29 protein-coding genes and 1 pseudogene are annotated in these 22,933 nt (G+C 33.4%); 10 read left to right on the top strand and 20 right to left on the bottom strand.

Annotation, left to right across the window (positions count from 1 at the left end; genetic code table 11):
* Nucleotides 1-65: 65 nt before the first annotated feature.
* Entirely contained in the window at nucleotides 66-1,529 is a 1,464-nt protein-coding gene (locus HZ311_RS14230; protein ID WP_010735601.1) for a peptide MFS transporter, read from the bottom strand.
* Between the two features lie 372 nt (nucleotides 1,530-1,901).
* Here HZ311_RS14230 and HZ311_RS14225 point away from each other — a divergent pair, with 372 nt between their 5' ends.
* Nucleotides 1,902-2,498, top strand: coding sequence for a nitroreductase family protein (locus HZ311_RS14225; RefSeq protein WP_010735602.1), 597 nt, complete (start codon nucleotides 1,902-1,904; stop codon nucleotides 2,496-2,498).
* A gap of 68 nt (nucleotides 2,499-2,566) precedes the next feature.
* Here the strand turns inward: HZ311_RS14225 and HZ311_RS14220 are convergent, their stop codons facing one another.
* Together HZ311_RS14220 and HZ311_RS14215 are read right to left on the bottom strand one after the other, a co-directional pair.
* Nucleotides 2,567-3,055, bottom strand: coding sequence for a hypothetical protein (locus HZ311_RS14220; RefSeq protein WP_010735603.1), 489 nt, complete (start codon nucleotides 3,053-3,055; stop codon nucleotides 2,567-2,569).
* 240 nt (nucleotides 3,056-3,295) lie between these two features.
* Nucleotides 3,296-3,493, bottom strand: coding sequence for a hypothetical protein (locus HZ311_RS14215; RefSeq protein ID WP_010735604.1), 198 nt, complete (start codon nucleotides 3,491-3,493; stop codon nucleotides 3,296-3,298).
* A gap of 271 nt (nucleotides 3,494-3,764) precedes the next feature.
* Here HZ311_RS14215 and HZ311_RS14210 point away from each other — a divergent pair, with 271 nt between their 5' ends.
* The gene (locus tag HZ311_RS14210) at nucleotides 3,765-4,514 is read left to right on the top strand and encodes a C39 family peptidase (RefSeq protein ID WP_178946778.1); all 750 of its coding nucleotides are present in this window, start codon (nucleotides 3,765-3,767) and stop codon (nucleotides 4,512-4,514) included.
* A 59-nt stretch (nucleotides 4,515-4,573) separates the two neighbouring features.
* On the top strand, nucleotides 4,574-4,996 hold the full coding sequence (locus HZ311_RS14205) for a hypothetical protein (protein WP_066026276.1): 423 nt from the start codon (nucleotides 4,574-4,576) through the stop codon (nucleotides 4,994-4,996).
* A 92-nt stretch (nucleotides 4,997-5,088) separates the two neighbouring features.
* Here HZ311_RS14205 and HZ311_RS14200 read toward each other — a convergent pair whose 3' ends face one another.
* Nucleotides 5,089-5,460: a YxeA family protein gene (locus HZ311_RS14200; protein WP_010735607.1), complete on the bottom strand. Its 372-nt coding sequence runs from the start codon at nucleotides 5,458-5,460 to the stop codon at nucleotides 5,089-5,091.
* A 159-nt stretch (nucleotides 5,461-5,619) separates the two neighbouring features.
* Between HZ311_RS14200 and HZ311_RS14195 the strand changes: the two genes are divergently transcribed.
* Nucleotides 5,620-5,805 carry a hypothetical protein gene (locus HZ311_RS14195; protein ID WP_019724087.1) on the top strand — a complete coding sequence of 62 codons (186 nt, stop codon included), beginning with the start codon at nucleotides 5,620-5,622 and terminating at the stop codon, nucleotides 5,803-5,805.
* 163 nt (nucleotides 5,806-5,968) lie between these two features.
* On the opposite strand, the gene HZ311_RS14190 is transcribed toward HZ311_RS14195, so the two are convergent.
* Nucleotides 5,969-6,157: a hypothetical protein gene (locus tag HZ311_RS14190; RefSeq protein WP_010735609.1), complete on the bottom strand. Its 189-nt coding sequence runs from the start codon at nucleotides 6,155-6,157 to the stop codon at nucleotides 5,969-5,971.
* Between the two features lie 22 nt (nucleotides 6,158-6,179).
* Nucleotides 6,180-6,443 carry a hypothetical protein gene (locus tag HZ311_RS14185; protein WP_010735610.1) on the bottom strand — a complete coding sequence of 88 codons (264 nt, stop codon included), beginning with the start codon at nucleotides 6,441-6,443 and terminating at the stop codon, nucleotides 6,180-6,182.
* 170 nt (nucleotides 6,444-6,613) lie between these two features.
* Between HZ311_RS14185 and HZ311_RS16005 the strand changes: the two genes are divergently transcribed.
* Entirely contained in the window at nucleotides 6,614-6,868 is a 255-nt protein-coding gene (locus tag HZ311_RS16005) for a hypothetical protein (RefSeq protein WP_010735611.1), read from the top strand.
* A 73-nt stretch (nucleotides 6,869-6,941) separates the two neighbouring features.
* Here HZ311_RS16005 and HZ311_RS14180 read toward each other — a convergent pair whose 3' ends face one another.
* Nucleotides 6,942-7,376, bottom strand: a complete 435-nt coding sequence (locus HZ311_RS14180; protein WP_023519554.1) for a universal stress protein — start codon at nucleotides 7,374-7,376, stop codon at nucleotides 6,942-6,944.
* A gap of 341 nt (nucleotides 7,377-7,717) precedes the next feature.
* On the opposite strand from HZ311_RS14180, the gene apf reads away from it, so the two are divergent.
* Complete coding sequence (apf, locus tag HZ311_RS14175) at nucleotides 7,718-8,314, top strand: aggregation-promoting factor (protein ID WP_016249999.1); 597 nt, start codon at nucleotides 7,718-7,720, stop codon at nucleotides 8,312-8,314.
* An 85-nt stretch (nucleotides 8,315-8,399) separates the two neighbouring features.
* On the opposite strand, the gene HZ311_RS14170 is transcribed toward apf, so the two are convergent.
* Both HZ311_RS14170 and arsC read right to left on the bottom strand, forming a co-directional pair.
* Nucleotides 8,400-8,930: a ClbS/DfsB family four-helix bundle protein gene (locus HZ311_RS14170; protein WP_023519553.1), complete on the bottom strand. Its 531-nt coding sequence runs from the start codon at nucleotides 8,928-8,930 to the stop codon at nucleotides 8,400-8,402.
* 344 nt (nucleotides 8,931-9,274) lie between these two features.
* Complete coding sequence (gene arsC / locus HZ311_RS14165; protein ID WP_137072347.1) at nucleotides 9,275-9,709, bottom strand: arsenate reductase (thioredoxin); 435 nt, start codon at nucleotides 9,707-9,709, stop codon at nucleotides 9,275-9,277.
* Nucleotides 9,710-9,969: 260 nt separating this feature from the next.
* Here arsC and HZ311_RS15850 point away from each other — a divergent pair, with 260 nt between their 5' ends.
* Together HZ311_RS15850 and HZ311_RS15845 are read left to right on the top strand one after the other, a co-directional pair.
* Nucleotides 9,970-10,152 carry a helix-turn-helix transcriptional regulator gene (locus tag HZ311_RS15850; protein ID WP_010735618.1) on the top strand — a complete coding sequence of 61 codons (183 nt, stop codon included), beginning with the start codon at nucleotides 9,970-9,972 and terminating at the stop codon, nucleotides 10,150-10,152.
* Nucleotides 10,153-10,173: 21 nt separating this feature from the next.
* Nucleotides 10,174-10,428, top strand: a complete 255-nt coding sequence (locus HZ311_RS15845) for a hypothetical protein (protein WP_023519551.1) — start codon at nucleotides 10,174-10,176, stop codon at nucleotides 10,426-10,428.
* Between the two features lie 211 nt (nucleotides 10,429-10,639).
* Here the strand turns inward: HZ311_RS15845 and HZ311_RS14155 are convergent, their stop codons facing one another.
* The 4 genes from HZ311_RS14155 to HZ311_RS14140 all read right to left on the bottom strand — a co-directional run bounded on the left by HZ311_RS14155 (nucleotide 10,640) and on the right by HZ311_RS14140 (nucleotide 12,414).
* Nucleotides 10,640-11,086, bottom strand: a complete 447-nt coding sequence (locus HZ311_RS14155; protein ID WP_023519550.1) for a GNAT family N-acetyltransferase — start codon at nucleotides 11,084-11,086, stop codon at nucleotides 10,640-10,642.
* 24 nt (nucleotides 11,087-11,110) lie between these two features.
* Entirely contained in the window at nucleotides 11,111-11,302 is a 192-nt protein-coding gene (locus HZ311_RS14150) for a VOC family protein (RefSeq protein WP_023519549.1), read from the bottom strand.
* Between the two features lie 175 nt (nucleotides 11,303-11,477).
* Entirely contained in the window at nucleotides 11,478-11,852 is a 375-nt protein-coding gene (locus tag HZ311_RS14145) for a GNAT family N-acetyltransferase (RefSeq protein WP_010735622.1), read from the bottom strand.
* Between the two features lie 73 nt (nucleotides 11,853-11,925).
* On the bottom strand, nucleotides 11,926-12,414 hold the full coding sequence (locus HZ311_RS14140) for an ASCH domain-containing protein (protein WP_010735623.1): 489 nt from the start codon (nucleotides 12,412-12,414) through the stop codon (nucleotides 11,926-11,928).
* Nucleotides 12,415-12,664: 250 nt separating this feature from the next.
* Between HZ311_RS14140 and HZ311_RS14135 the strand changes: the two genes are divergently transcribed.
* Nucleotides 12,665-13,168, top strand: a complete 504-nt coding sequence (locus HZ311_RS14135) for a hypothetical protein (RefSeq protein WP_023519548.1) — start codon at nucleotides 12,665-12,667, stop codon at nucleotides 13,166-13,168.
* Between the two features lie 290 nt (nucleotides 13,169-13,458).
* Here HZ311_RS14135 and HZ311_RS14130 read toward each other — a convergent pair.
* The 5 genes and pseudogenes from HZ311_RS14130 to HZ311_RS14110 all read right to left on the bottom strand — a co-directional run.
* Nucleotides 13,459-13,632: pseudogene (locus tag HZ311_RS14130) on the bottom strand (iron-sulfur cluster assembly protein); the annotation flags it as partial.
* Nucleotides 13,633-13,979: 347 nt separating this feature from the next.
* Complete coding sequence (locus tag HZ311_RS14125) at nucleotides 13,980-14,264, bottom strand: hypothetical protein (RefSeq protein ID WP_178946777.1); 285 nt, start codon at nucleotides 14,262-14,264, stop codon at nucleotides 13,980-13,982.
* Between the two features lie 95 nt (nucleotides 14,265-14,359).
* On the bottom strand, nucleotides 14,360-17,071 hold the full coding sequence (locus HZ311_RS14120; RefSeq protein WP_178946776.1) for an ATP-dependent DNA helicase: 2,712 nt from the start codon (nucleotides 17,069-17,071) through the stop codon (nucleotides 14,360-14,362).
* 154 nt (nucleotides 17,072-17,225) lie between these two features.
* The gene (locus tag HZ311_RS14115) at nucleotides 17,226-17,651 is read right to left on the bottom strand and encodes a hypothetical protein (RefSeq protein ID WP_178946775.1); all 426 of its coding nucleotides are present in this window, start codon (nucleotides 17,649-17,651) and stop codon (nucleotides 17,226-17,228) included.
* Nucleotides 17,648-18,790: a recombinase family protein gene (locus tag HZ311_RS14110; RefSeq protein ID WP_414458099.1), complete on the bottom strand. Its 1,143-nt coding sequence runs from the start codon at nucleotides 18,788-18,790 to the stop codon at nucleotides 17,648-17,650. The genes HZ311_RS14115 and HZ311_RS14110 overlap by 4 nt, the downstream gene beginning before the upstream one ends.
* Nucleotides 18,791-19,372: 582 nt before the next feature.
* On the opposite strand from HZ311_RS14110, the gene HZ311_RS16085 reads away from it, so the two are divergent.
* Nucleotides 19,373-19,585 carry a hypothetical protein gene (locus tag HZ311_RS16085; protein WP_395531053.1) on the top strand — a complete coding sequence of 71 codons (213 nt, stop codon included), beginning with the start codon at nucleotides 19,373-19,375 and terminating at the stop codon, nucleotides 19,583-19,585.
* Nucleotides 19,586-20,599: 1,014 nt separating this feature from the next.
* Here the strand turns inward: HZ311_RS16085 and HZ311_RS14105 are convergent.
* Nucleotides 20,600-22,447, bottom strand: coding sequence for a hypothetical protein (locus tag HZ311_RS14105; protein ID WP_178946773.1), 1,848 nt, complete (start codon nucleotides 22,445-22,447; stop codon nucleotides 20,600-20,602).
* Entirely contained in the window at nucleotides 22,428-22,697 is a 270-nt protein-coding gene (locus HZ311_RS14100) for a hypothetical protein (protein ID WP_142973532.1), read from the bottom strand. Before HZ311_RS14100 ends, HZ311_RS14105 begins: the two co-directional genes overlap by 20 nt.
* Between the last annotated feature and the right edge of the window lie 236 nt (nucleotides 22,698-22,933).

Below are 22,933 nucleotides of genomic sequence, written 5' to 3'. Positions count from 1 at the left end.
AAATTTTGGAAATAAAAAAGCCGGAGCAGGACGACTGTCCTCTCCGACAAATGATGTAGATCCAATCAGTGGATCGACCCCATTAATTTTTTGATTGGCTCTTTGATTGCAAATAAAATCACTGCACCGACGATTGCAACGACGCCGATAATACCAAAGTAGGCAGATTCAGTACCTGGTGTATAGAACCGTGCGATTTGTGCATTGATGGCTTGGGAAGAAGCATCTGCTAAGAACCAGATCGCAATCGTTTGCGATTCGAAGGCTCTAGGCGCCAATTTCGTCGTCACTGATAGGCCGACAGGTGATAAGCAAAGTTCAGCAATCACGATGATGAAAAAGCTACCGATCAGCCAAAGTGGGCTGACTTTTCCAGCTGTTCCATATAACATTCCTGGCAACATCAGTAATAGGTAAGACAATCCGGCAAATAACAACCCTAGAGAGAATTTCACTACAGTTGATGGTTGACGTTTACCTAAACGAGTCCATAAAGTAACGAACACAGGTGTCAAAATAAAGATGAAGATCGGGTTCAATGATTGATACCAACTTGCTTGGATCGGAACACCCATCAAGGTCGATTGTGTTCGTTCACTTGCAAATAGGGCAAGGATCGATGACCCTTGTTCTTGCAATGACCAAAAGATGATTGCTGCTAAGAATAATGGGATATATGCCCATACACGTGGTTTTTCTTCCACTGAAACATCTTTTGAAGTCAACATTTTGATAAAGTAATAGAGTGGTAAAACGATTCCTAAGACACTGATCGTATTAACAAAGAAATCGATCGTCAAATGTCCAGTCAGTTGCGCTCCACCAAAAATAATAGCAAATACGATCAAAGCGATCACAACATTACGGATAAATCCTTTACGTTCGCCTTGTGTCAAAGGATTTGGAGGTGTCATACCCACTCCATCCAATGTCTTACGTCCTTGGATCACATATTGCAATAACCCGAAGAACATACCGATAGCGGCTAATGAGAAACCTAAATGGTAGTTATACTCTTGACCAATCGTACCGACGATCAACGGCGCGAGCAATGCGCCTAAATTGACACCCATATAAAAGATCGAAAATCCTGCATCTCTTCGTAAATCGGTTTTCGTATATAAATGCCCGACCATTCCCGAAACGTTTGGTTTTAAGAAAGCTGTACCGATGATGATCAACGCCATCGAGATAAATAAAGTAGAGACACCAAACGGCAATGCCAAAACAACATGACCGATCATGATGAAGACCCCACCAATAAAGACGGTTTTTTTGGCTCCTAACACACGATCAGAAAACCAGCCGCCTACGATACTCGACATATAAATCAACGAACCATAGATCGACATGATCGACAACGCTGTGGCACGAGGTAAACCAAGGCCTCCATTTGCTACCGTGTCGTACATATAATAGATCAGTAAGGCACGCATACCATAATAACTGAATCGTTCCCACATCTCTGTGAAGAACAATGTAGACAATCCCTTCGGCTGACCGAAGAACCCTTTGTCTTGTTTTTCCATATTCCCATACCCCAATTCTTTTAATTTTCAGAAAATAATACACATATTTACCGAAAATCCGTGTAAAAATATTTATTTAAGAAATATATACTTATTTTCTATAAATACAACAAAAATTTAATGGGAAAACAATAAGAAAAAACATAGGTTATTTTTAATAATTATATAGTCTACTTTATGTCATAAAGCTTAAATGTCGGTATATTCAGTATGTAAACGGTATCGTAACGAATTTTTTATGTAAAAAAACATCTTTTTTCTATTCGTACATTTTGTTAAGCGTTTTGTTTTACTTACTTTTTGTAAGGTGATATACTTCGTTTTGTCATCAAGAAAAAAACGCAGAAAAGCGAATTAAAGGAGAACTAATCTATGACTGAATTTACAAATATCTTAAAAAACCGCCGTTCGATCTATGATCTAGGCCGTAACGTATCACAATCAAATGAAGAATTAACAACATTGATCCAAGAAGCAATCAAAGAAAGCCCTACTGCTTTCAATGCGCAATCAACACGTGCAGTAATCTTATTTGGCGATGCACATGAAAAATTATGGGAAATGACAGAAGAAGCTTTACGTCCACTGACACCTGCTGATGCTTTCCCAAATACTCAAAACAAATTAGCTAGTTTCAAAAAAGGTTATGGTACTGTCTTATTCTTCAAAGACACAGATGTGATCAAAAACTTGCAAGAGCAATTTGCATTATATGCAGATAACTTCCCTGATTGGTCAGAACAATCAAATGGTATTGCTACAGCCAATACTTGGGTGGCATTAAGCGAAGAAGGTTTAGGTGCAAACCTACAACATTACAATCCAGTGATCGATGAAGCTGTCGCAAAAGAATGGTCGATTCCTGCAAACTGGAAATTACGTGCACAATTAGTCTTTGGTTCACCTGAATCTCCAGCTGGCGAAAAAGAATATATGAACGATGCTGATCGTTTCCGCGTGTTTGGCTAATTCTACTAATACAAAAAGACAGCTCCTTCTACTAAAAGAAGGAGCTGTCTTTTTGTCATTTCAATGGATCATTCATCCTCATGCTCGATCATGATATCAAGTTCTGCATCATCATTTAAGTGTTTTGCTAAAAAAGGAATCAATTCTTCTAATGAGACAGAAAATTTCAATAACGGACCACGCCAACCGTTCCGGAAAAAATTCATTTTGACTTCTTTCGAATCTTTTGGTTGGTAAAGAACGACTTTGTTGATTTCAGAATATGGCACTCCACGATGGTCAAAGCTGTTCAAAACTAGCCCATCTGTAGTAAGTCCTCGACTATCTAACAAGAAACTCAATAACACAAGAGAAGCCAAGACGCCTTTCACTAACTCATCAGTGGTTGGTTGACTGACCAATGTATACCATAAAACCAGTAAAGCAAGGAACGGAACAACTAAATAGACCCAGCGATTCCGAACCGTTTTATAAACGATCTCTCGTCGTACAAGCCATAGAAATAAGCACATGACGATGACAAATAAAAAAAGAACTATTGTAAAAAAGGAAACCATCTTATCGATCCACACCTTTATTTTCAACTCTTGAAACTAGAAAATCAAAGGGGTAAATCATATCCCCTCTAACTGAACAAACGGTATTCAAGGAGCAGTACTTCGGTCATAAGCCAAAAAACTCAAAAATGAAATAGGCGTTTTCGTTTTTTCTATCTTATGCCTTAGTGTTCAATGCTCGTTTCATAACCTTAAAAGGACCTGCAACATGATCATTCGATGTTGCATGTCCATATCTTCTTATTCAAATGTATCATATTTAGCTACTACCATGCTAGCTTTTTCTTCTAATAATTCTTGATCTTCTATAGCGCATTGGGCAACTTTGACTACGGCGCAATTCGTCATTTTTGAAACAACTTCTCCAACAACTGATTTGGTAAAACCAATGGGCCTACATGAATATTGTTCTCCTAAATTAATCATTTCTTCCGTCATCAAAATCCTCCTAAACTACTCAAACAGTTTGCCACAGAAAATCATTTCGTTTTATCTGTGTGTTTCGTTAGTGGTGATTTGATCAAACTCTTATTTGATCTATCCGCATTATAGCGTACTGTTTTCGTTTTCACAAATTTTAACAGCTAAACATAATAAAAAAATCGTTTTTTGGACTGTTTTTCCTTGTTTTTTACATTTGATCAGGCAGATTCATGTAGTTTTTTTTAGAAAAACAATTATAATAGAAAGAAGTTTGGGGGAGTCTTTCATGTCAAAACAAAAAAGTAAAAAACGATTACTACTAGGCGGGGCAGTGCTAGTGTTGATTTCAGGCGTCTTTTACTTTACAAATAAACAATTAGAAGATAAAAAATCAATAACGGAGGAAAACATAGAGCAGACAATCAAAACCGAAGAAAAACAAGTACTACTCGACGTACCTCTTGAAAATCAATTCGATGAACCTGCACTAGAGAATGGCTGTGAAGTAACCGCCTTATCGATGTTGTTGCGCTTCTATGGCTACGAAACTACCAAGAATCAATTAGCCGAACAATTAAATTATGTCCCCGTTTTCAATGCTGATGGCACTCATGGCGATCCAAATGAAGGGTTCGTTGGTGAGATTTGGGGCGGTGACTGGGCAATGGGTGTCTATGTTCCACCAATCGCTACGTTAGCCCAAGAAATCCTGCAAACCGCTTATCATACCAAACCGCAAACGGATGCAAGCTTGACTGACATCAAAAATGCACTAAAAGAAGAAAAACCTGTATGGGCTTCTGTCACGATCGATTTTCAAGTGCCGACAGAAAATGATTTCATGACTTGGACGACTGCAAACGGTGAAGTACAAGTCACGCCATTAGTCCATGCCTGTGTTGTAACTGGCTACTATGATCAATCAATCTATGTCAATGATCCTTATGGCATAAAAAATCGTGCGGTACCAATCGATGACTTTGAGCAAGTATTTACTGCCATGGGCGGACAAATGCTTACTTTAGAAAAGAACTAGTATTTCCTAGAAAAATAGCTTATACTCAAGCTAACAACGCATGGAAGGAGCAAGAATCTGTGGAACGATTTATTCATAAAAAGGCGGATCCAAATGAAATCCCAATCATCTTCGTCCGTGATACTGCTGGTAATATCCAAAAAAAAGTGTCAGTCAATGAATGGACGAACCGATACAGCCCTGCTTCCCTCGATTTACTTGAAATCAAACTTTATCGACAAGCATTGGCTTATTATTCTGAGCAAGACTACGAGAAAGCCATTGATTTGTTGAAATTTTTGATCATTCAAACTGGCTATACTCATTTTGAGTACATCGAACGTCTAGCCACCATCTATCGTAAAATCCATGCAGAAGCACTTGAATATCAGTTGCTCTCTTCTGTCTTAGCATCCGCTGAGATCATCGGCTTGCCTGCTGGTTTGATCAAAAAACTGGAACGGCGGATCGATCAATTGAAATTGAGCATGGCGAGAAAATAAAATAAACCTAAGAACGAATGATTAAGTTATTAATCAATTATTCTTAGGCTTATTTTTTAATTCAACATTTAGTTTACATAATAAAAATAAAATCAACCAATTATAGCTAATGCTTCTTTAGGTACCTCTTCTTTGGGAATTTCTTCGTATGTTTCTACATGAGCGCCTTTATTCGTCAATCTCAAGTAACGGTCTTTTTTTAAAACAGATAACCCATTAAATTCAATCTCGCGTTCGTTGCCATTTGCATCAACTGCCTTTTGGATATATTTTGCTGTCCCAAACGAATTGACTTCATCAGGCTGTTTTGTTTTGACATACACTTCTCCCTTAGTGACTAACGGATTCAATTGGTCTATAACTGCTGGTAATTCTCCAGTAGCGTCTTGGGTATAAAACTTCAAGCCAAATAACGCCAACCCACTAAATACAACGGCACCTACTAATACTTTGATTACTTTCATTTTTCTACCTCCTCTTTACTCTTTGAGTATAGCTTGTAAAAAAATCACATTCATCCGTCTCTAGATCGAGTTTTTTATCGGACTTTAGCACAGAAGTTATTTTTACAAAATTTCATAGATTTTTGCTATTATATTAGGAAAGAAAGGATGTGTTTCATTATGAATAAAGAAGAAATACTTCAGAAAATTAAAGATCTGGTCCAAAGTGGCAATTTCACTGAAGCCAAAACATTTTTCGAAGAGCATAAAGAACAACTAGGTCCTTACAAAGAAAAAGCCCAAGAATTTCTCCAAAATGTCGATTTTCAAGGAATAACGGATAAATTCAAAAATCTATTCAAATAAAATTTATATTTTCATAGGGATGATCGGAGCGAGTCTGTCATGATCTAGAAACAAAAAAATCCTCAACAATCAAGGATTGTCGGGGATTTTTTGTTAGGATTTCTTGTGTTTCAAAAATAAGCGATTGATCTCCAAATCGCCACACTTCTATCAAAACCTACTTTTAATACAATCTTGATGGGTCATAGTGGTACGTCACATTACCATTCAGTTCGGCCTTTCCAACAACAAACTTGCGATTCTCAATTTTTAACCACGCTTCACGAAAAGCCATGACTTCCTCACGTTTGACCTCTATTTTTTGGATTTTTCCATCCATCAACTCTTGGATCATTTGTTCATAGGGATTCATCTTTGATTGCCTCCAGCTTATTTCAATATTCAGTGAAGATCGGTGCATGTATTTCTTTCGTATCTAAATCTTTTCGCACGTTCACTTTCGTATAAATCACTTTTTCAACTGGAATACTGTAGTAACTTTCGTCTCCATCATTAAATTGATGGACATCCGTTTTTGATAAAATACCATCGATTTTGTTCATTAACACTCGCGGTTCCACACTATTACTAACAATATAATAGCAAATACGGATATTGTTTACTAAATGTAGATCAACTTCTAATATCACTTGGTCCATGAAATACTACACCCTTTCTTTAAAAGAATTATAACAATAAGTACATCAAGAATCAAAAAAACAACTTTATTTAAAAAACAAGAAATTTTATAACATATCCTCTTGTGCACAAACATACAAAGTGCTATTTTTAATTATAGATTTCTTTTTTCCTTGGAGGCGTATATTATATGGACACTTTGGGACAATTGGTTTTTTATGTTCCTTTTTTTCTAATGACAACTTTAGCAATCTACTACACGAAATGGACGAAGCGTAAATTTTCCGTATTGCTGACACTTTTACCAGTCGCTTATTTTTCCCACAAAATATTTTCCCTTCGGCATTGGGAACCCACCCCAAAACTACTTTCACATGAATTAGGGTTGATTATTTCATTAACGATATTGATCTTATGGATTTATTACCTTTACAAACATCCTTAGTTAGCAGTACTACTCTTCACGAACAAAAAAGCCACGTTGGAAATCAGCAACGTAGCTTATCAGGAATCGGCATCTATTTAACGACCAACACATTACAAGGCGCATGAGTCACCACATAAGAAGCTGTCGACCCTACTAACGCTTGTTGGATCGAGCCTTTACCTGTTGCCCCCATCACGATAAGATCAATTGACTCTTGTTTTGGTAAGACAGTGGCGATCAATGTTCTTGGATCACCGGTCTCCACAATTGCATGAATTGTTTCAATCCCGAATTCTTTGGCATCATTGATTCTCTTCAATAGTTCCACTTCTGTTTTTTGTTTTTCTTCTGCATAGATTTTTGAGAACGCATAGGCACTATGTGTCAAATCGATTTTATTGATAATTGAAACGATCAATAATTCTGCTTGGTTATCTCTCGCTAATTCTAAAGCCTCGCCAAATGCTTTCTCTGCTTTTTCCGAACCATCAATCGCTACCATTATTTTTTTATACATATTCGTCATCCATCCCATCTCCTTGTTTCTTTTATTCTATCACTTCGTATAAATTTTATAAAAAATTCACTTTTTTCTCGGCTTTTCAAACTAAAATTGAGCATTTTCTATTTTTTTATTTTGAATCTTTCTAATAAAAAACAAATGTCAGAAGCGCACAATTCTTCATTTATGATGTTTTTCTAATTAAAACGCACATTATTTAAACACATTCTTGTTACAAAAAAGGAGCATTTGTCACAAACTGTTACGTATCTTTCACCTATGAAATATAATCCCATGGTAAAGTATTACTCGTTAGCGAAAACAGCTAATCAAAATAACTTTTTAAAATACGAAGGAGATCTTTCATGAAATCACTTAAAACTATTCTTTTTGGAACAACTTTGGCCGCCGGCGCTGCATTATTTATGGGTACTTCTGCACACGCAGACGAAGCCTACACTGTTCAATCAGGTGATACTTTATCAACGATTTCTCAAAAATACGTTGGTGACAACTCCTTGATCCAAACAATTGCCGAAGCTAACTCAATCTCAAACATTCACCTGATTTTTTCAGGTCAAGAATTAACTATTCCTACTGGTGAGCAAGCAACTGCTCCTGTCGCTACTCAAGCACCTGTAGAACCTGTTCAAGAAACAGCGCCAGTTGTGGAAACACCTGTAGTAGAACAAGCACCAGTTGTAGAACAAGCACCAGCTACTGAAGTCGCTGTTTCAACTGGTACGAACGATGCCAAAGAATGGATCGCACAAAAAGAATCTAGCGGTTCTTATACAGCAACAAACGGACGTTATATCGGCCGTTACCAATTAGACTCTTCTTACTTGAACGGTGACTACTCTGCTGCCAATCAAGAAAGAGTGGCAGAACAATATGTTGCTTCTCGTTATGGTTCTTGGGATGCAGCCAAAGCTTTCTGGTTAGCTAACGGTTGGTACTAAAAAGAACGATTTTGAAAAAATGGGAATCCTATTGATTCCTATTTTTTTGTTCTTGTTTCACTTAATTTCCCTTTTGTTTTTGCTTCTACTTTTGACTTTGTTTGATTTTTTTGATTGCCCAATCATAATGACTCGAAGTAGCAGAAACGAAATAGCTGCCAAGCGTTGTATTCCCCACCCAAGAATACTGGTTTTTTTGGAACAGTTGATCGTCATCGAAGGTTTTCGCCAGTAACATCACTTCTGCATGGCTTTCCTTCAACCAGTCAGACGCTTGACGTAACGTAGTAGACTGATGTTTTTTTGTAAAGCCACGATTCATCTCGGCTGTCGTTCGCCAATTATAGGGTTCCGGCAAAAAAGATACGCCTTCTCCCAATTGATTACTTTTTACCCATGTTAATAATAAAGAATGCCACTCGTACAAATGGATCAACACGTCTTTGATCGTTTGATCTCTTCGCCAATGTGCTTCTTTTCTTTTTTCAAGAAATACTTCCTCAAAATCAAATGTTGCTTCCCTTTGTTCCACAGGTATTGAATCGATCAACTGTTGCAATTTTTCGAAATTTTTAGTTGCAAGTATCAATAACTCCTCTTTTGACTTTGGTCTCATCTTCTTCTCCTTATTAAAAATACATTCGTTTTAAAACGTTTCCAATCCAACTATAATTCTAGTATGCCTGATTTTCAAAAAAAAGACGAGTAATATCCTAGAATGAATATACATTCTAGATCATTACTCGTCTTTATCCACTTGATTCAACGATTTTCATTCCATGTCTTGACTGAAAACCACATATCACTATACACTTTTTTGAGCAAGTCATTCATTTAGCGGTACTCACTTTGGTACGCTTACAATTGCAAAGGCATCTTTTTCTTCCATTCAATCATCCATTGAATTCTCGTTGCCAAAAAAATACTGCATATTCTTAATTATCGACAGGCGTTTTTTCCTTAGTTAGCCATATCCTTTATTTTTTTCTTGATGATTTCGCGGGTCTTTCTAAATTCAGCAAAAATCTCTTCTTCTGTACCAGTAGCTTTTGCCGGATCTTCTAGATCCCAATGTTCATGACGGATATGAGCAGGAATCACTGGGCATTTATCTAACGCATCTCCGCAAAGCGTAATGATCAAGTCCGCATGGCTAAAATAATCTGGATCAATCAAGTCTGAAGTTTGACTCGTAATGTCGATGCCATCTTCTTCCATCACTTTTACTGTACGTGGATTTAATCCATGTGTCTCTACTCCCGCGCTACGAACTTCAAATTGATCTTCCAGATATTCGTGGCCATACCCTTCAGCGATCTGACTTCTGCAAGAATTTCCTGTACATAAAAAATAAACTTTCTTTTTTTCTACACTTGTTGACTTCTCCAAAACCATTCCTCCAATCCATTAATCCTTTGAGGATTAAGTGTATGATATCATAAATTCAAGGGATCGTTAGTTTATTCAAAAAAAACGTATGGTTTTTAATAAAGCAATGATCCGCCAGTTACATAACAAAAAACTAAGAATACAGACAAAACAGCATTTTAAAGCATGTCAAAGACTTTTTACATGCTAAATCTGGCAATGACAAAAACCTTTGATCGTCGATTTTGACCTCTTCGATCACACTGAGATAAGAAGGAGCGGATACTATGGACTTAAGTCATCAAATAAAAAAATATCGCAAACAACTAGCTTTCTCCCAAGAAGAATTAGCCGAAAAATTATATGTTTCAAGACAAACGATTTCAAACTGGGAGAATGAACGTAGCTATCCTGATATTCATAATTTATTATTGCTGAGTGTCCTATTTGACGTTTCTTTGGATGAATGAATCAAAGGAGATATAGAAAAGATGAAAGAAAATGTTACCCTTACTGAACTGAACAAATATACTAAGATCATGCTAGTTTTCATGCTTCTCACCTTGATTTCAGTAGGCCCATCCTTATTTTTACCCGGTAATTGGCGATTAGCCCTTCCCTTGATCTTTTGGATCGCCAGCATGTACGGCTCAATAAAAGTTGAGGGACTCAAAACAAGAGAATATCAAAACCTACAAAGAAATTGTCGCATTCATGGAAAACAAAGAAGTAGCACCTCTACGTAAACAAAGAAACAAGGTCAGAAATCGGATCGAAAAAAGTAGGCATCGTCATTTTGTTTGGACTCATTTGTGGAGTGATCGCTTTCCTCGCAAGTCTGCCGTTTATACTTCTTGATCGCTAGTAATCCCATAGAAAAAAACAAGATCCACCTTCAAAGATTGATCTTGTTTTTTTACACCTAGGCGTTAGTAGACTGCCCATGGTTTGTAGTCATTAAATCTGTCTATTTCTTTCCCACACCATGAGGTATTCTTTCTCACCCGTCGATTCATCCATTTGTTCATCCACTTTTCTAAAGTCATTTTTATAGTAGAAACGGATCGCTCGTTTATTCTTATGATAAACATGCAAGCTTATTCGTTCTTTTTCTTTTTTAGCAGCTTCAATCAATTTTTGTCCGATTTTTCTATTTTGATATGTTGACTCTACAATAATTCCAGCTAAATAAGATTCATCTACGATGCCCATAAAGCCAACAATCTGACTATTCATTTCACAATAATAAATTTCTGCTTTTGGCAATTCTTTTTTCAACAACGCTTTTTTCTCATACCAATATTTCTCATCAATAAAATCATGTGTACTGATATTGGTCGTTAACCAAATAGCTAGTAGTCGGTCCATTATCTCTTGGTCTAGTTTCTTCACTTTTTTAATCATCCCATTACTCCTGAAAGCTTATAGTTATTCTTCATACCTCTTCAAACGATCATTTAGATTGCCCGCATGGATGTTTACTGATACCCGCGAACGTCCTTCTTCAATTTTGAGGTCTAGAAGACGAAGTTGTTCTGTATAACAAAGAAGTTGTTCCGGAGTGATTTGAAAATCAATATGATTGTAGGTTTTGAGAAGCTTTGTCTGCTTATCTTCCATCAATGCCACCCACAGATCACCGATCAATAAGAATGTTTCTGGAATTAATGAGTATTGTTTTCCTTACTCGAATACACTTCTTTTGCATCAAAGATCTCCGTAAAGACTTCTGTCGAACATTTACGACCACGAACGACAACTGTCATGTGCGAGAGTTCCAACTTCGCTTTCTTTTTTAGTTAAGAATTTTTAGCATTACCAAACATGGATTCCATTCATCCCATAAGGTTGGGAACACTTCTAGCTCAACAAAACCCATCCTTCGATAGAATCCAATCGTCTGATCATAGATAGCGTAATGCCCTTCGGCGACCGTTTTCACTTGTAAAAATAGGTAATGTTCTCTTGCATAGGATTCTAGTTCATCTAGTAATCGCTTACCTAATCCTCGATGATGATAGGCTTTTTTTATCCCCATACAATAGATCTCACCGGTGGCTTTACTTGTTTCTTTTAAACTGATAAACCCTATTGATTCATTTGTTTCTTGCAAGACCCACAACGGATATTTTTGGCAGTTCTCGATGTATTCTTGTGTCGAATCTGGCAAGCCAAATCATTCTGGCAAATCATTCAAGACTTCTTGGACGATTTTTTTCTTTTCTATTGCTTCTTCTACTAAATTAATACGCATTGGTTTCCTCTTTTTTCGGCAAATATCGATCAACAAGTTGGAATCGTTCAAAGACGATTTTTGTTTCTTCATTGAGCAATAGTCCATGTTCTTTATAGTAAGGTTTGAAATAATTGTAATGCCCCTTTTGCCAATACATAAGAGATAAGTCGCCTTCACCTTCTGTAGCTGCCAGTTCTTCGGTGATTTCTTTCCAAGGTAGGATCAACACTTCGACAATCTGGATAATGCCTATCGGTACTTTAGAGCTATTCACAACGACGGAGTAGTCACCAACTTTAGGTAATGGTTCGTTATCCATTTGGTAAAGCTCATACCCTGAGCTTGTCCCTGTTTTCTTCCCTTCCAATACCAGATCTGCTAATTCATCTGCGTGTTCTTTCGTATTTCCAAAAGCAAAAATTTCATATAATGACGCTTGTGACACACCATTTTTTAAGCAAAAGCTTTCCCAATATTTTTGTGCTTCTAGGTTCAATCTGTCACCAACTTTCTGATTGATAGTAAATCAAGTGTACCAAAAATTGGAAAACTAAGCCATTCACACTCAATTTTTTACAACTCCGATAGTCACATTTATAGTTACTCACCAACTTCACTTCTTAAATACAAGAAATAAAAAACTAGATTCACTTTTTGAGAGAATCTAGTTTTGTTTTCAGGATGAAATGGAAAATTAGACATCTACTTTGTTACAATAAATGCAACCAAAGAAAAGGAGAAAATCCATGGAACTTTATTTCAAAGAGTTTTTATTGATCACGCAAAAATTAAACAGGCAACAGATCACTCCGCTACTACTAGGTTCATTAGGCTTGTCTTACTTAACAGATATCGACTGGCAACCAAGAGACATTGACATCCATGTTCCTGGCGATCCACGGGGTTGGGAGGCACCCGACAAAGATCGCTTGCACAATTGGCAAAGCATCATGAAAATTATGGAAACGTTGAATTACCAACTAGTTGATTTACACGAACATGAATTTGCAAAAGATTCTTATAACATCCAGTTTGGCAGCGTGGACAGTCTTCTCGGCTTTGCAGGTATTCCACTTAATGAACTCTCTCTAATCAGAATCGATGACTGTTCCTTTTACTTACCTACAGCGGAACAATATTTGAAAGTATATCAACGTTCTGCTAAAGATAGTTACCGTGCAGAGAAAAATAATCATAAGGATCTAGCAAAGATCGAGTATTTGGAAAAGTACTTGAATAAGAATAAGTAATGAGAAATTCTGAAGCCTTCAACCAATTATCTTTTCAAAGATAATTGGTTATTTCATGTTTAAGTCTCTTTATTCACTGAGACCCTTCCATAGTAAATCCCCTACCAGACGTGCTAAATAGCAGTGGGATATCTTAAGTTGAAATAAGTGAAAGCTACTCTCTTTTTCACAAAACAACCTATCTTCTAGCCAATCATCGACATAAAATTTTGCATAATAAAAAACTCTCCTATCAACTTTTCCTAAAAGTTAATAAAAGAGTTCAGCGTTCATTTAATCATTAGTTATTTCTAACGAATACCAAGCGCAATTCGTGCATAACGACTCATTTTATCGGTTGTCCAAGCGGGATACCAGACTAATTTCACCTCTGGATTTTTGACTTCTGGAATATCGCTTAGTGCTTCGTGTATCGATTCAGTCAATACGTCGGCTAAGGGACAGCCCATTGTTGTTAAGGTCAAGTGCTGTTATACCAGCATTTCTATCGCTTTTTCCTGCGTTAAAGCGATAGTATCTGCTCGATTCTAGTGCATCTTAGAAACCAACATTCTGTTCTTTTTGTTAACTTTTATAGATATATTATACCTCAAAAAATGGTTGAATTGTCCCTTAAAATGGCTTGGACTACATACTCAATGAGGATTTTTTTACGCATCTTGTCTGTAGTCCAATTAAATTTTCTCAAAAAAACAAACAATTCATAAGTGTAAATACTTTCAGAAATATGTCCTTAAATACAGCTCAAAATCATCGTTAATTATTCATTTTTTTATAACAAAGATGCAGTTTTAAATTAACTAATCATATTTCAATGAATGAACTTTCTCTTATCCTTAGGGATTAAATCTATCAATAGGATTGCAGAAGGGTAATGCTTTTGCATATATTCTACTAAACCTAATAGGTGTGCATCTTCTGATGCATATAATTCTTCTTTTAATTTTGCCATATCTACAACGATACTACCACTTAGAAAATCAATTGCATCTGAAAATTCACTATCTTCATGAAAAGCATCATAAAAATCGGCAAGCTGTTTACAAGTAACTACTCCATTTATCGTTATCTCTATTAATGCTTTTTGGATATCCAAAATATCTGACTATCCATCTTTGATTTTAAAATAGCTCTAACACATATCATCTACTATATTAAAAATTAAAACTTTCTGAAACCACTTGAATAATGTTATTTTAATTTTCTTTTCAAAATCGATTCATCTTTTCTACTCTCATCTATCTTAATATTTTCTATTACTTTCTTTTCTGTTTCTGGAGTCCAATAAATTTTTAAATTCTTTTTAGTCCTTGTAATAGCTGTATACAAAATATTATGCGTTATTAATTCATCAACTTCGTCTGTTATTATTAATTTCACTGAATTAAATTCTAAACCTTGAGCTTTATGGATAGAAATAGCATAAGCTATTTGGAATGGGACAACTGTGTCATCACTATCATTATCAGTCTCACTCATATTTAGATACTTATAGACACTAAACCGAACTACTGAATTATTTTTTGTTGAGGAAATCAACTCTAAGTCTAAATTTCCAATATCCATCTCATTAATTACCGTTTCTATCTCAATATCAAAAATAATTTCAGTATCTAATTTCTCAATATTAGAAATTTTACCTTTTAAATTATTGAATAGTGCTGGAGAAAATCTTGATGTTTCATTGAATAGTACAGGGTCACCAATTTTATATGATACAACTCCCCAGTTCACTGATTTATTAGAGTTATTGCTTTGCAGAAAACGATTAATATTATTTATTCCATATAAACCATCATAATTTAAACACAAAATTATTTCATCTAAATCATTAGCAAAAAAAACACTTTCATCTAGTCTAACGGAATAATTATTCGCAGTCAGATATTCAATCAAATCATCTTCATTTTTTCTTACTTTTGTCCATAAGTTTAATAAGGGCTTGTCTTTTGTTCTATAAGGTGCTGTTAATTCAAACACAGAAGTTCTTGAAACGTTATTTTTTGCCAATTTAAACCAGTTCCCAAAAGTAATTGATTCAATTTGATAAATATCCCCTACAAGGATTAACAATTTAAAATCTGCCTTTGATAAAATTTTAATCATATCAGAATTACTAACAGTACTACACTCGTCTATTATCAGCAAATCACAATCTTGGTTCTCTTTGCTGTATAAATATTTTGCAACAGTTTTAAATTCACAATTAGGAGCAGAAACTTTCCTTTTCAGATTATCCACTGCCGGATTTGTATTAGCTAAAAGTAATTTTTTTTGAAGCCCGAAAAAATTACTGACATGATTAATCATTGTTGATTTCCCTGTACCTGCTGCACCATAAATTAAAGACACTTTAGAATTAGAAAACATAGTCTTCAAAATTTGCTTCTTATCCCTACAATCAATAATATAACTTCCTGTGTTTAACCAAGATTCAACTGAGTTCTCATAATTTTCTATTCCTTCTTGCGAAATGTCTTTTAATTTCTTTAATATATTAGTAACATCATCTTCAAACCCTTTGATATAGTAGTTATTTCCAATATTGCCTATCCCTCTAGTTTCCCTATGCTTGCAATAAAGATTGGAATTATACTTCTCTATCAACAAATTAATATTTTCAAAAGATTTAAGTTCATCGATTGAGGTGTAGAGTTTGCCATTAGTTTGAGAATTAATTTGAATTTTTCTAGCTAATAGTTCATGTTCTCTCCCATTTGTATCTATACACCATAATAAATCATATATCTTAGGATTATGACCTATCAATGAACTGACAAATGGCATTTCATCAAAAGGTATACATCCATATACTACTCTCAAATTTGACAATTTTTTACAATAATCTCCATACTTATCTTTTTGCAACTTCATAATTTTATTATTTAAATTGTAAGAAAGATACCTTAGCAGATTACATCCAGGACGATTATTAAGGATGATTTCTCTACACGCATCAAGCGTTTTAAATAAATAAACTTTTTTTGATTTGGAGGTTACATATTCTTTTACTTTTTCGTAACTACTCGTCTCTAATAAAAGAATATCTAATATATTAAACCTACTTTTTTTTATGAATTCCATTAACTTTTTGTATTCATTATGATTTGATTGAATTTCTGTAAAATTATTCAAAATTTCCGAAAAATTATTTAATTCACATGGACGTATAGAAACTTCCCAGTCATTAATGATAAGAATTGGCATATGTTTACCATACATATTTACCGTATCATGTTTAATTGATAGTTTCACAGCATAATTTGATAGGATATCTTGTTTAGTGAACGCAATATTCCTTTCAAATTTACTTGTTTTGTCATTTGCTTCCTTAAATGTAATTTCATAATAAATTTCATTATCAACAAAAAAAGGTTTTGTTTTTTGTATATAGTATCTATCCTCAGATATTTCTGATATATATGTTATTTCTAATTTATCAACTATTTTTTTATAATAATCACTCAATTGATTATCTAAATTAACTGGAAACATATCAATATTTGAAAGAACATCTAAATTAAAATCTGTTTTCAAATTTTTCTTTATTCTCAATAGGTATTCATAATATTTTAGCATTAAACGCTCAGAGTTTTCCTCACTCATTGTATAATGTGAAGCAGATTTTTGAAGCATTTGATGAAATTTAGCTAAGAAATATAATTTAGAATTAACTTTGATATATCCTAATCCACGTTTAATTTCATCGTACATGTCCTCTGGAATACCACTTATGTCTCCGCTAATCGAATTAACATAGTATTTAATTGATATATGTTCTACAAAATTTCTCAATTGTGCTAAAACATTTTGGGATAAGTAACCTCTATCATCTTGATTTTTCTCAATGTTTTTACATATATTTTTATCAATATTTAATATTGCTTTATCAATCTTCTTCATAAAAGTCATCCTTTCGTACTCAAACTACTTTAAATATATTAGTATGAATAATTTTATCACAATAATCCTCCACTTAATTAAATGCAGAAGCACTTTCTTAACATCGCAATAATATTCAAAAATATCTTATTCTATCAAATACTATGAAGATTTATCACTTTATATTCCTAGGAATGAAAGGCGATAATTCTTCAAATTTTTCTAATTCAAAAATCATTGCTTTTTTGTCAGGTATTAAATCTCCTTTAAGTTGATATCTCGTGTTTTCTTTCCATTCCTCTCCCATGAGCGACCTAAGAATATTTCTAATAGCACCATACTGCATCTTGATACTTCCTTTTTGTTGACTTTCAGGTTTTGAAAACGGAATAGACTTTAGAGAATTTGCTTTACATGCTTGAATAGCAAATACCTTATTTCCTCTATCTAAAAGTGGTTTTACATGACTTGTATAACCTAGTGCTTCTGCGATTGATTTATCAAATGTCAACGAATTTTTATTGAGAGTCAACAAATAATTCCCTGTAGTTTCTACACTAATCACTTCAAAATTGTAATCATCAAAACTCATTTTGCTCATTGTTGATTTTCTCCTTTCGACAATACTTCAGTAACTTCCTCTTTTGACCATGTAACATCAATCACAATAAATCCCTTGAATACACCTGATTTAATAGTAGAAACAAAAGTTTTAGGTTTTTCAATATTTTTGACAGTTTTCTTTTTAAATCCTTTTCTTGGATTTAGCAATAATTCTTGTATCAAGTTCCAATCTTCTTCAGAAACAATAGCAGGCAACCCATTTCTTAATAAATATTTTGGTTTCTCACCTCGGTTGACTTTTTTCTTATGAGTAAAACAATCTACAGTGAAAGTCTTTTGCATGATAACTAAGCCAAAATACTTCTCATTTCTTAACACACGATAAATTGATGAAGATTTCCAGTTATTGCCTGCTACAGTTGGTATATTCGCTTCATTTAAAAGACACGCTATATCAACAGCCCGAACTCCTTCAAGAAAATTTTTATAGATGAAACGAACTATTTCAGCTTCTGATTCTTCAATAACAATCTTTCCAAATCTATCCTTAGTAAATCCTAAGAAGTTATGCGTGGGAATTATAGGTAATCCTTTTTTAAATCTTTCAATAATAGACCATGAAATAGCTTCACTCTTCTGTTCGCTTTCTGCTTGTGCTACTACACTCAACATCAATAACAACGTTTCACTCGTAGTATCTAAAGTATTTATATTCAAATCTTCAATAAATACTCCCACAGGATTAGATAACGCTTTCAATTCTCTATAAATCGAAATAAAATCTAATACATTTCTTGAGAATCGACTAATACTCTTCACAATAATCAAATCAATTTTATTTAATCGGCAATCATTTAACATACGATTAAAGTGTTCTCTTTTTTTGATAGTGGTTCCTGATGCTCCTCTATCCGCATAAATATCAACTAGTTTCCATTCAGGATTCAACCTAATTTTCTCTTTATACGATTGTATTTGTAGCTCGAAACTCCCCGATTGGGATTCTGCATACGTGCTTACCCTGCAATATGCAGCTACTCTTTTCTTCTGGATATACGAATCAGATATTTTTGCAGGAATAACTTCTACCTCACGCTTATTATCAAACGCATCTTGTATTTTTTTCTGTTGCTTAGTTAATTTCTTCTCCTTTCCAGAATCATTTCTTCTCACAATTCTCACACCCTTAATTGAAAAACCTACATTTTCATTATATTATGATAGTCTTTTAATACCAAGTAAAATAATGAAAAATATAAGTAGAATAATCTACTTGTTTAACTGTCGTGTCAGCATTTCAAGTCTCGTTCACCTTATTTATATAAAAATCTCGATATTTGTTATTTTTTATAAGGAAGTAAAAGGTGGTATATTGGTTTAAACATATATGTATATCTTAATCAATTTGTAACAGAAGTTCATATGGTATAATAAAAGAAAGGCACTTGGAGGACATTATGAATCTCATACCGACTAAAAAAGCCTTACCTCTATTTTCAGTTTTTCCAAAATCACAAAATGAATCGCCTAACTTAGAACGTTCTTTTTATTCTAGGCACGCAAACTACTTTATTTTTAATCAAAAAAAATTTTGGCGATAGTGAATGACAAATCCTTTTCATCTATTGTATTAGCTGAAATGAATGCTAAAAATAAAAAAGATTTAAACGATTTGAATAAAGTAGGAATTGAAGAAGTATTTTGTTATAGTAATATACTCCCTGTTCAGATTAAAAGTATTTTCTAAAAGCTGGTAGATTGGAAATTTCTTCAAATAATAATCGTTCAATTCTCAGTATCAACAATAACATGCTTCAACATTTTCAATTCTTTACTGAAGCTATTGATTTTCAAACAAATCTACAACCAACTATTATGAAAGTATTAGCAAATACTCCTTATCGTAGCCAAACGCCAGAATATTTTATCAGCACTAAAATGGTTGGAACCGAATTAAAGAAATTAATCTAAATTGATTATTCAAAATTATGATTCTTTTTATCTCAAATTTTATGATAAAAATCACTTAAAAAATGACCCTCAAAAAAACCTTATTTATCAAGGGTTTTATACTTGTTGACAAAAATACAAACTTACTGTAACATCAACGATTTTTCAATGTATTTTTCAAAAAACACCTCTCAGATGCAACGAAGAAAAAAATGTGGGGAATTACTCACTAACTTTTATCTGAGAGGTGTTTTTTAATATTAATTTTCCAGAAATAATATTGAATGTTGATGTACCAACGTTTTAAACTAATTATCAAAATCTAAAGTTCCTGCGATTTAAAATACTAACCTCAGAAGCCCTTATAGAAATTTCCAATTCCAAATCATCTTCTTAAATACCAAAATCAATTTTAAGCTGCCTATAATGCGTTCTAAGCGATTTTAAAATTTTTCGTATAATTTTATCAGAAGTGATTTTAAAAGCTATCAGAAGAAAAAACAGGCTGGACAGGATTAACGATACGTTATTTAACCACCTGAAAATTCCATATAGAATAAAATATATAACCATTGATATGATGATGTTTCTGGGCAATTCACTCAAAAGAATAAACAATACTGAATTATCACTATTTTGTTATATTTAAAAATTCTAGGAAGCAAATTTTCGCTATTTTACTAAACCTATCCAGATACTCTATTAAGTAAGCAAGTTAGAGACATGCTTATTTCCAATAACAAAAAGTGCGTATCAAAAGTAGTATTTTCATTCAAATCCTCCTAGAAAAAAGGCAAAAATATTAAGGTAGGTAAATATGAGCCTAGAGATTTTTATAAAAAGTGCGTATCAAAAGTGTATTTTTCATTCATTTTCTTCTAGAAAAAGGGCAGATATTTTAAGGTAGGTAAATATGACCCTCCATAAGATATATTATCTAGTATCATATTTGCCTACCCTCAAATAACCCTTGAATTTACTATCCTTTTATCATCAATTTCTTACTTTCAATACGCACTTTTTATACTTCATTTATTACTTATAGAATATTACCTTAGAAGAATATTGCTCTGTTACTCCTAATTCTTGATGTAATCCCTTAGTTAATTTTGTTCGTTTTAAAGAATATTTATTTATAATATCTGCTCTAACCTTATTATACTGTGGACGAATACTAGCTATCTTTTGCTTTTTATTTCTAGCCAACTTAGATATGAGTTCTTTTTCAAACATATATCCTTTATAATCCAACTCTTTCATCAAGATTTTTACGATTGATTTTTCTAATTGAATACTTTTATTTGTTAGATTTGTATCTTGTCTACTCATTTTTATCAAACCTTTATTTACCAAAGGTTTATAAGATTGCGGAAAATCTCGATTTGCTTTTTCTTCCCCAAACAATCGATAAATCAATTCATAACCCAAACTATCAATAGTGACATTGTTACGTTTTAAAATCTTCCCAATTTCCCCCATATAATCTTTATGCTCTTCTACAAGTAAGTTTGGCTGATATATATTGCTGGTTCTTACTTTGTTATCATCTTGTTTTTGTTCTAAAATCACTCGGTTGTATATTTCTTCTGCAATCAATTCTTCCGGAACTTTTTGAATAATTTCTGTTACTACAATCACATTAAGAATACGTTTTGTTTTATTTATAGATACTCTCTTATTCAAACTTCTTGATAACATTTTCGTCAACGTTTCAATACTATAATAATTTTGGATTTTCAAATCTCCCTCAGAATCCTCATAAACGTAATCAAACATATATTCAAGCACAAGAGGAATTTCAAGTATGTATTTCTTCAAATAAAAATATAGCTCAGGATATTTTTCCGCTATTTTCCCATTCAACAATTCCTTTTTAAATAAGTTAGCATTCAATTTCATTTTACCTAGGTCAGAATCCATAGTAATTTTTGAATTTGTGATGTAAGTCAACAGTTGAATCACTTCAAAAGTGTCTTTTCTCAGAAATTTACAAAGTAATCCCTTAATGTCCGTTGTTATCTGGTTATTCTCACTGAAACATTTATAAAAGTAACTTCCTGTTGCTTCAGAAAAATAAATACTTGCACTAGGGTTATCCTCTTCGTGTAGAATATCTATAAATGGGTTATCTTCTGGCAATTCTAATAATTCTCGTAAATCCAGTGAGCAAAAATGATTGACAGCACTATATTCATCGGGAAAAACCCCACTGTAATTATCCCCTAGTTTATCTTTTACAATATCGTATCTACCTAACTTTAATAATAAATAATTTGGCAAATTTTCGTCAATTATTTCACCACTTGCGGTTTCTACAACCTCAGGGACTTCTGTATTCCCTGCCTGTAACAGTGCAACAGTATCTAAACGATTATCCCAATCAATCACTTCATATCCAGAATTGCTTCCGAAAAATAATCTACTCGTTTGCCCAACACTACTGTCTGCTTGAGGATATATTTTAAATAATTCTTGATATATTTGTTCAATTTCTTCATTAGAAATAACCACTCTATCTAATCGAAAAACCACACGAAATTTATCTACGTTAGAATTTTTATCGCTAAACGTTTTATATATAAAACAAGCATATTCCTGCATCAACGAATCAGATTCCAAGTCTTCCAATGTATACAAATTATTTTCATCTTTATTATCAAAATCGAGCATTATTAATTCTTGACCAATAATCTCTGTATACTTAGACAACTTAGGCTCTTTTAATTCAGCTAAAACAACGGTTTTACCATTCAAAGTTAGTTCTTCTGCAAAATCCTGAATAGAAATCTCTACTAACGTGTTCATAATAGTGTTAGATATTTTGCGGATGGTAATTGGATTGGGCTTTTCTTTATTAATAATATTACTTAGATAACACTTCATATTCACTATCCTCCAGCATTAGTAATCTACCGTATTTTAAAACGATTACTTTCTCTAATAATACTGTTTTTTCTTCTGTCAATCCACGTTTTCCTTTTCGAAAATTATGTAGATTTTGATTGTGGATACCAACTGCCTTAGAAAAAACGGTCATTTTTACCCCATAGATTTTATCTAAAACATGTAACCAAGATTTGACTTTTTCTTGCTTTTCAGTTAATTCCTCTTCTGTTAATTTTTCTGAATTCATTTAATTATCCTCCGTAAATTATTATATTAATCAAAAATGGGTCCTTACATTACCATCATCTAATGCTGAAGTAAAGTAAATCTATCACAATCGGACAATGAAAAAAATTGGTGTATTTTAATCAAAAAGCCATCCTGATTAACACACCATATTTCTATACTTTCTTAGAAAGAATAAACTGTCTAAATAAGCTGATATACCAATGTTTATTTAAATTTCAAATATATCTACGTACT

This window comes from Enterococcus mundtii (assembly GCF_013394305.1).
GTDB classification, from domain to species: Bacteria; Bacillota; Bacilli; order Lactobacillales; family Enterococcaceae; genus Enterococcus_B; species Enterococcus_B pernyi.
This window is presented reverse-complemented; position numbering and strand designations above follow the sequence as displayed.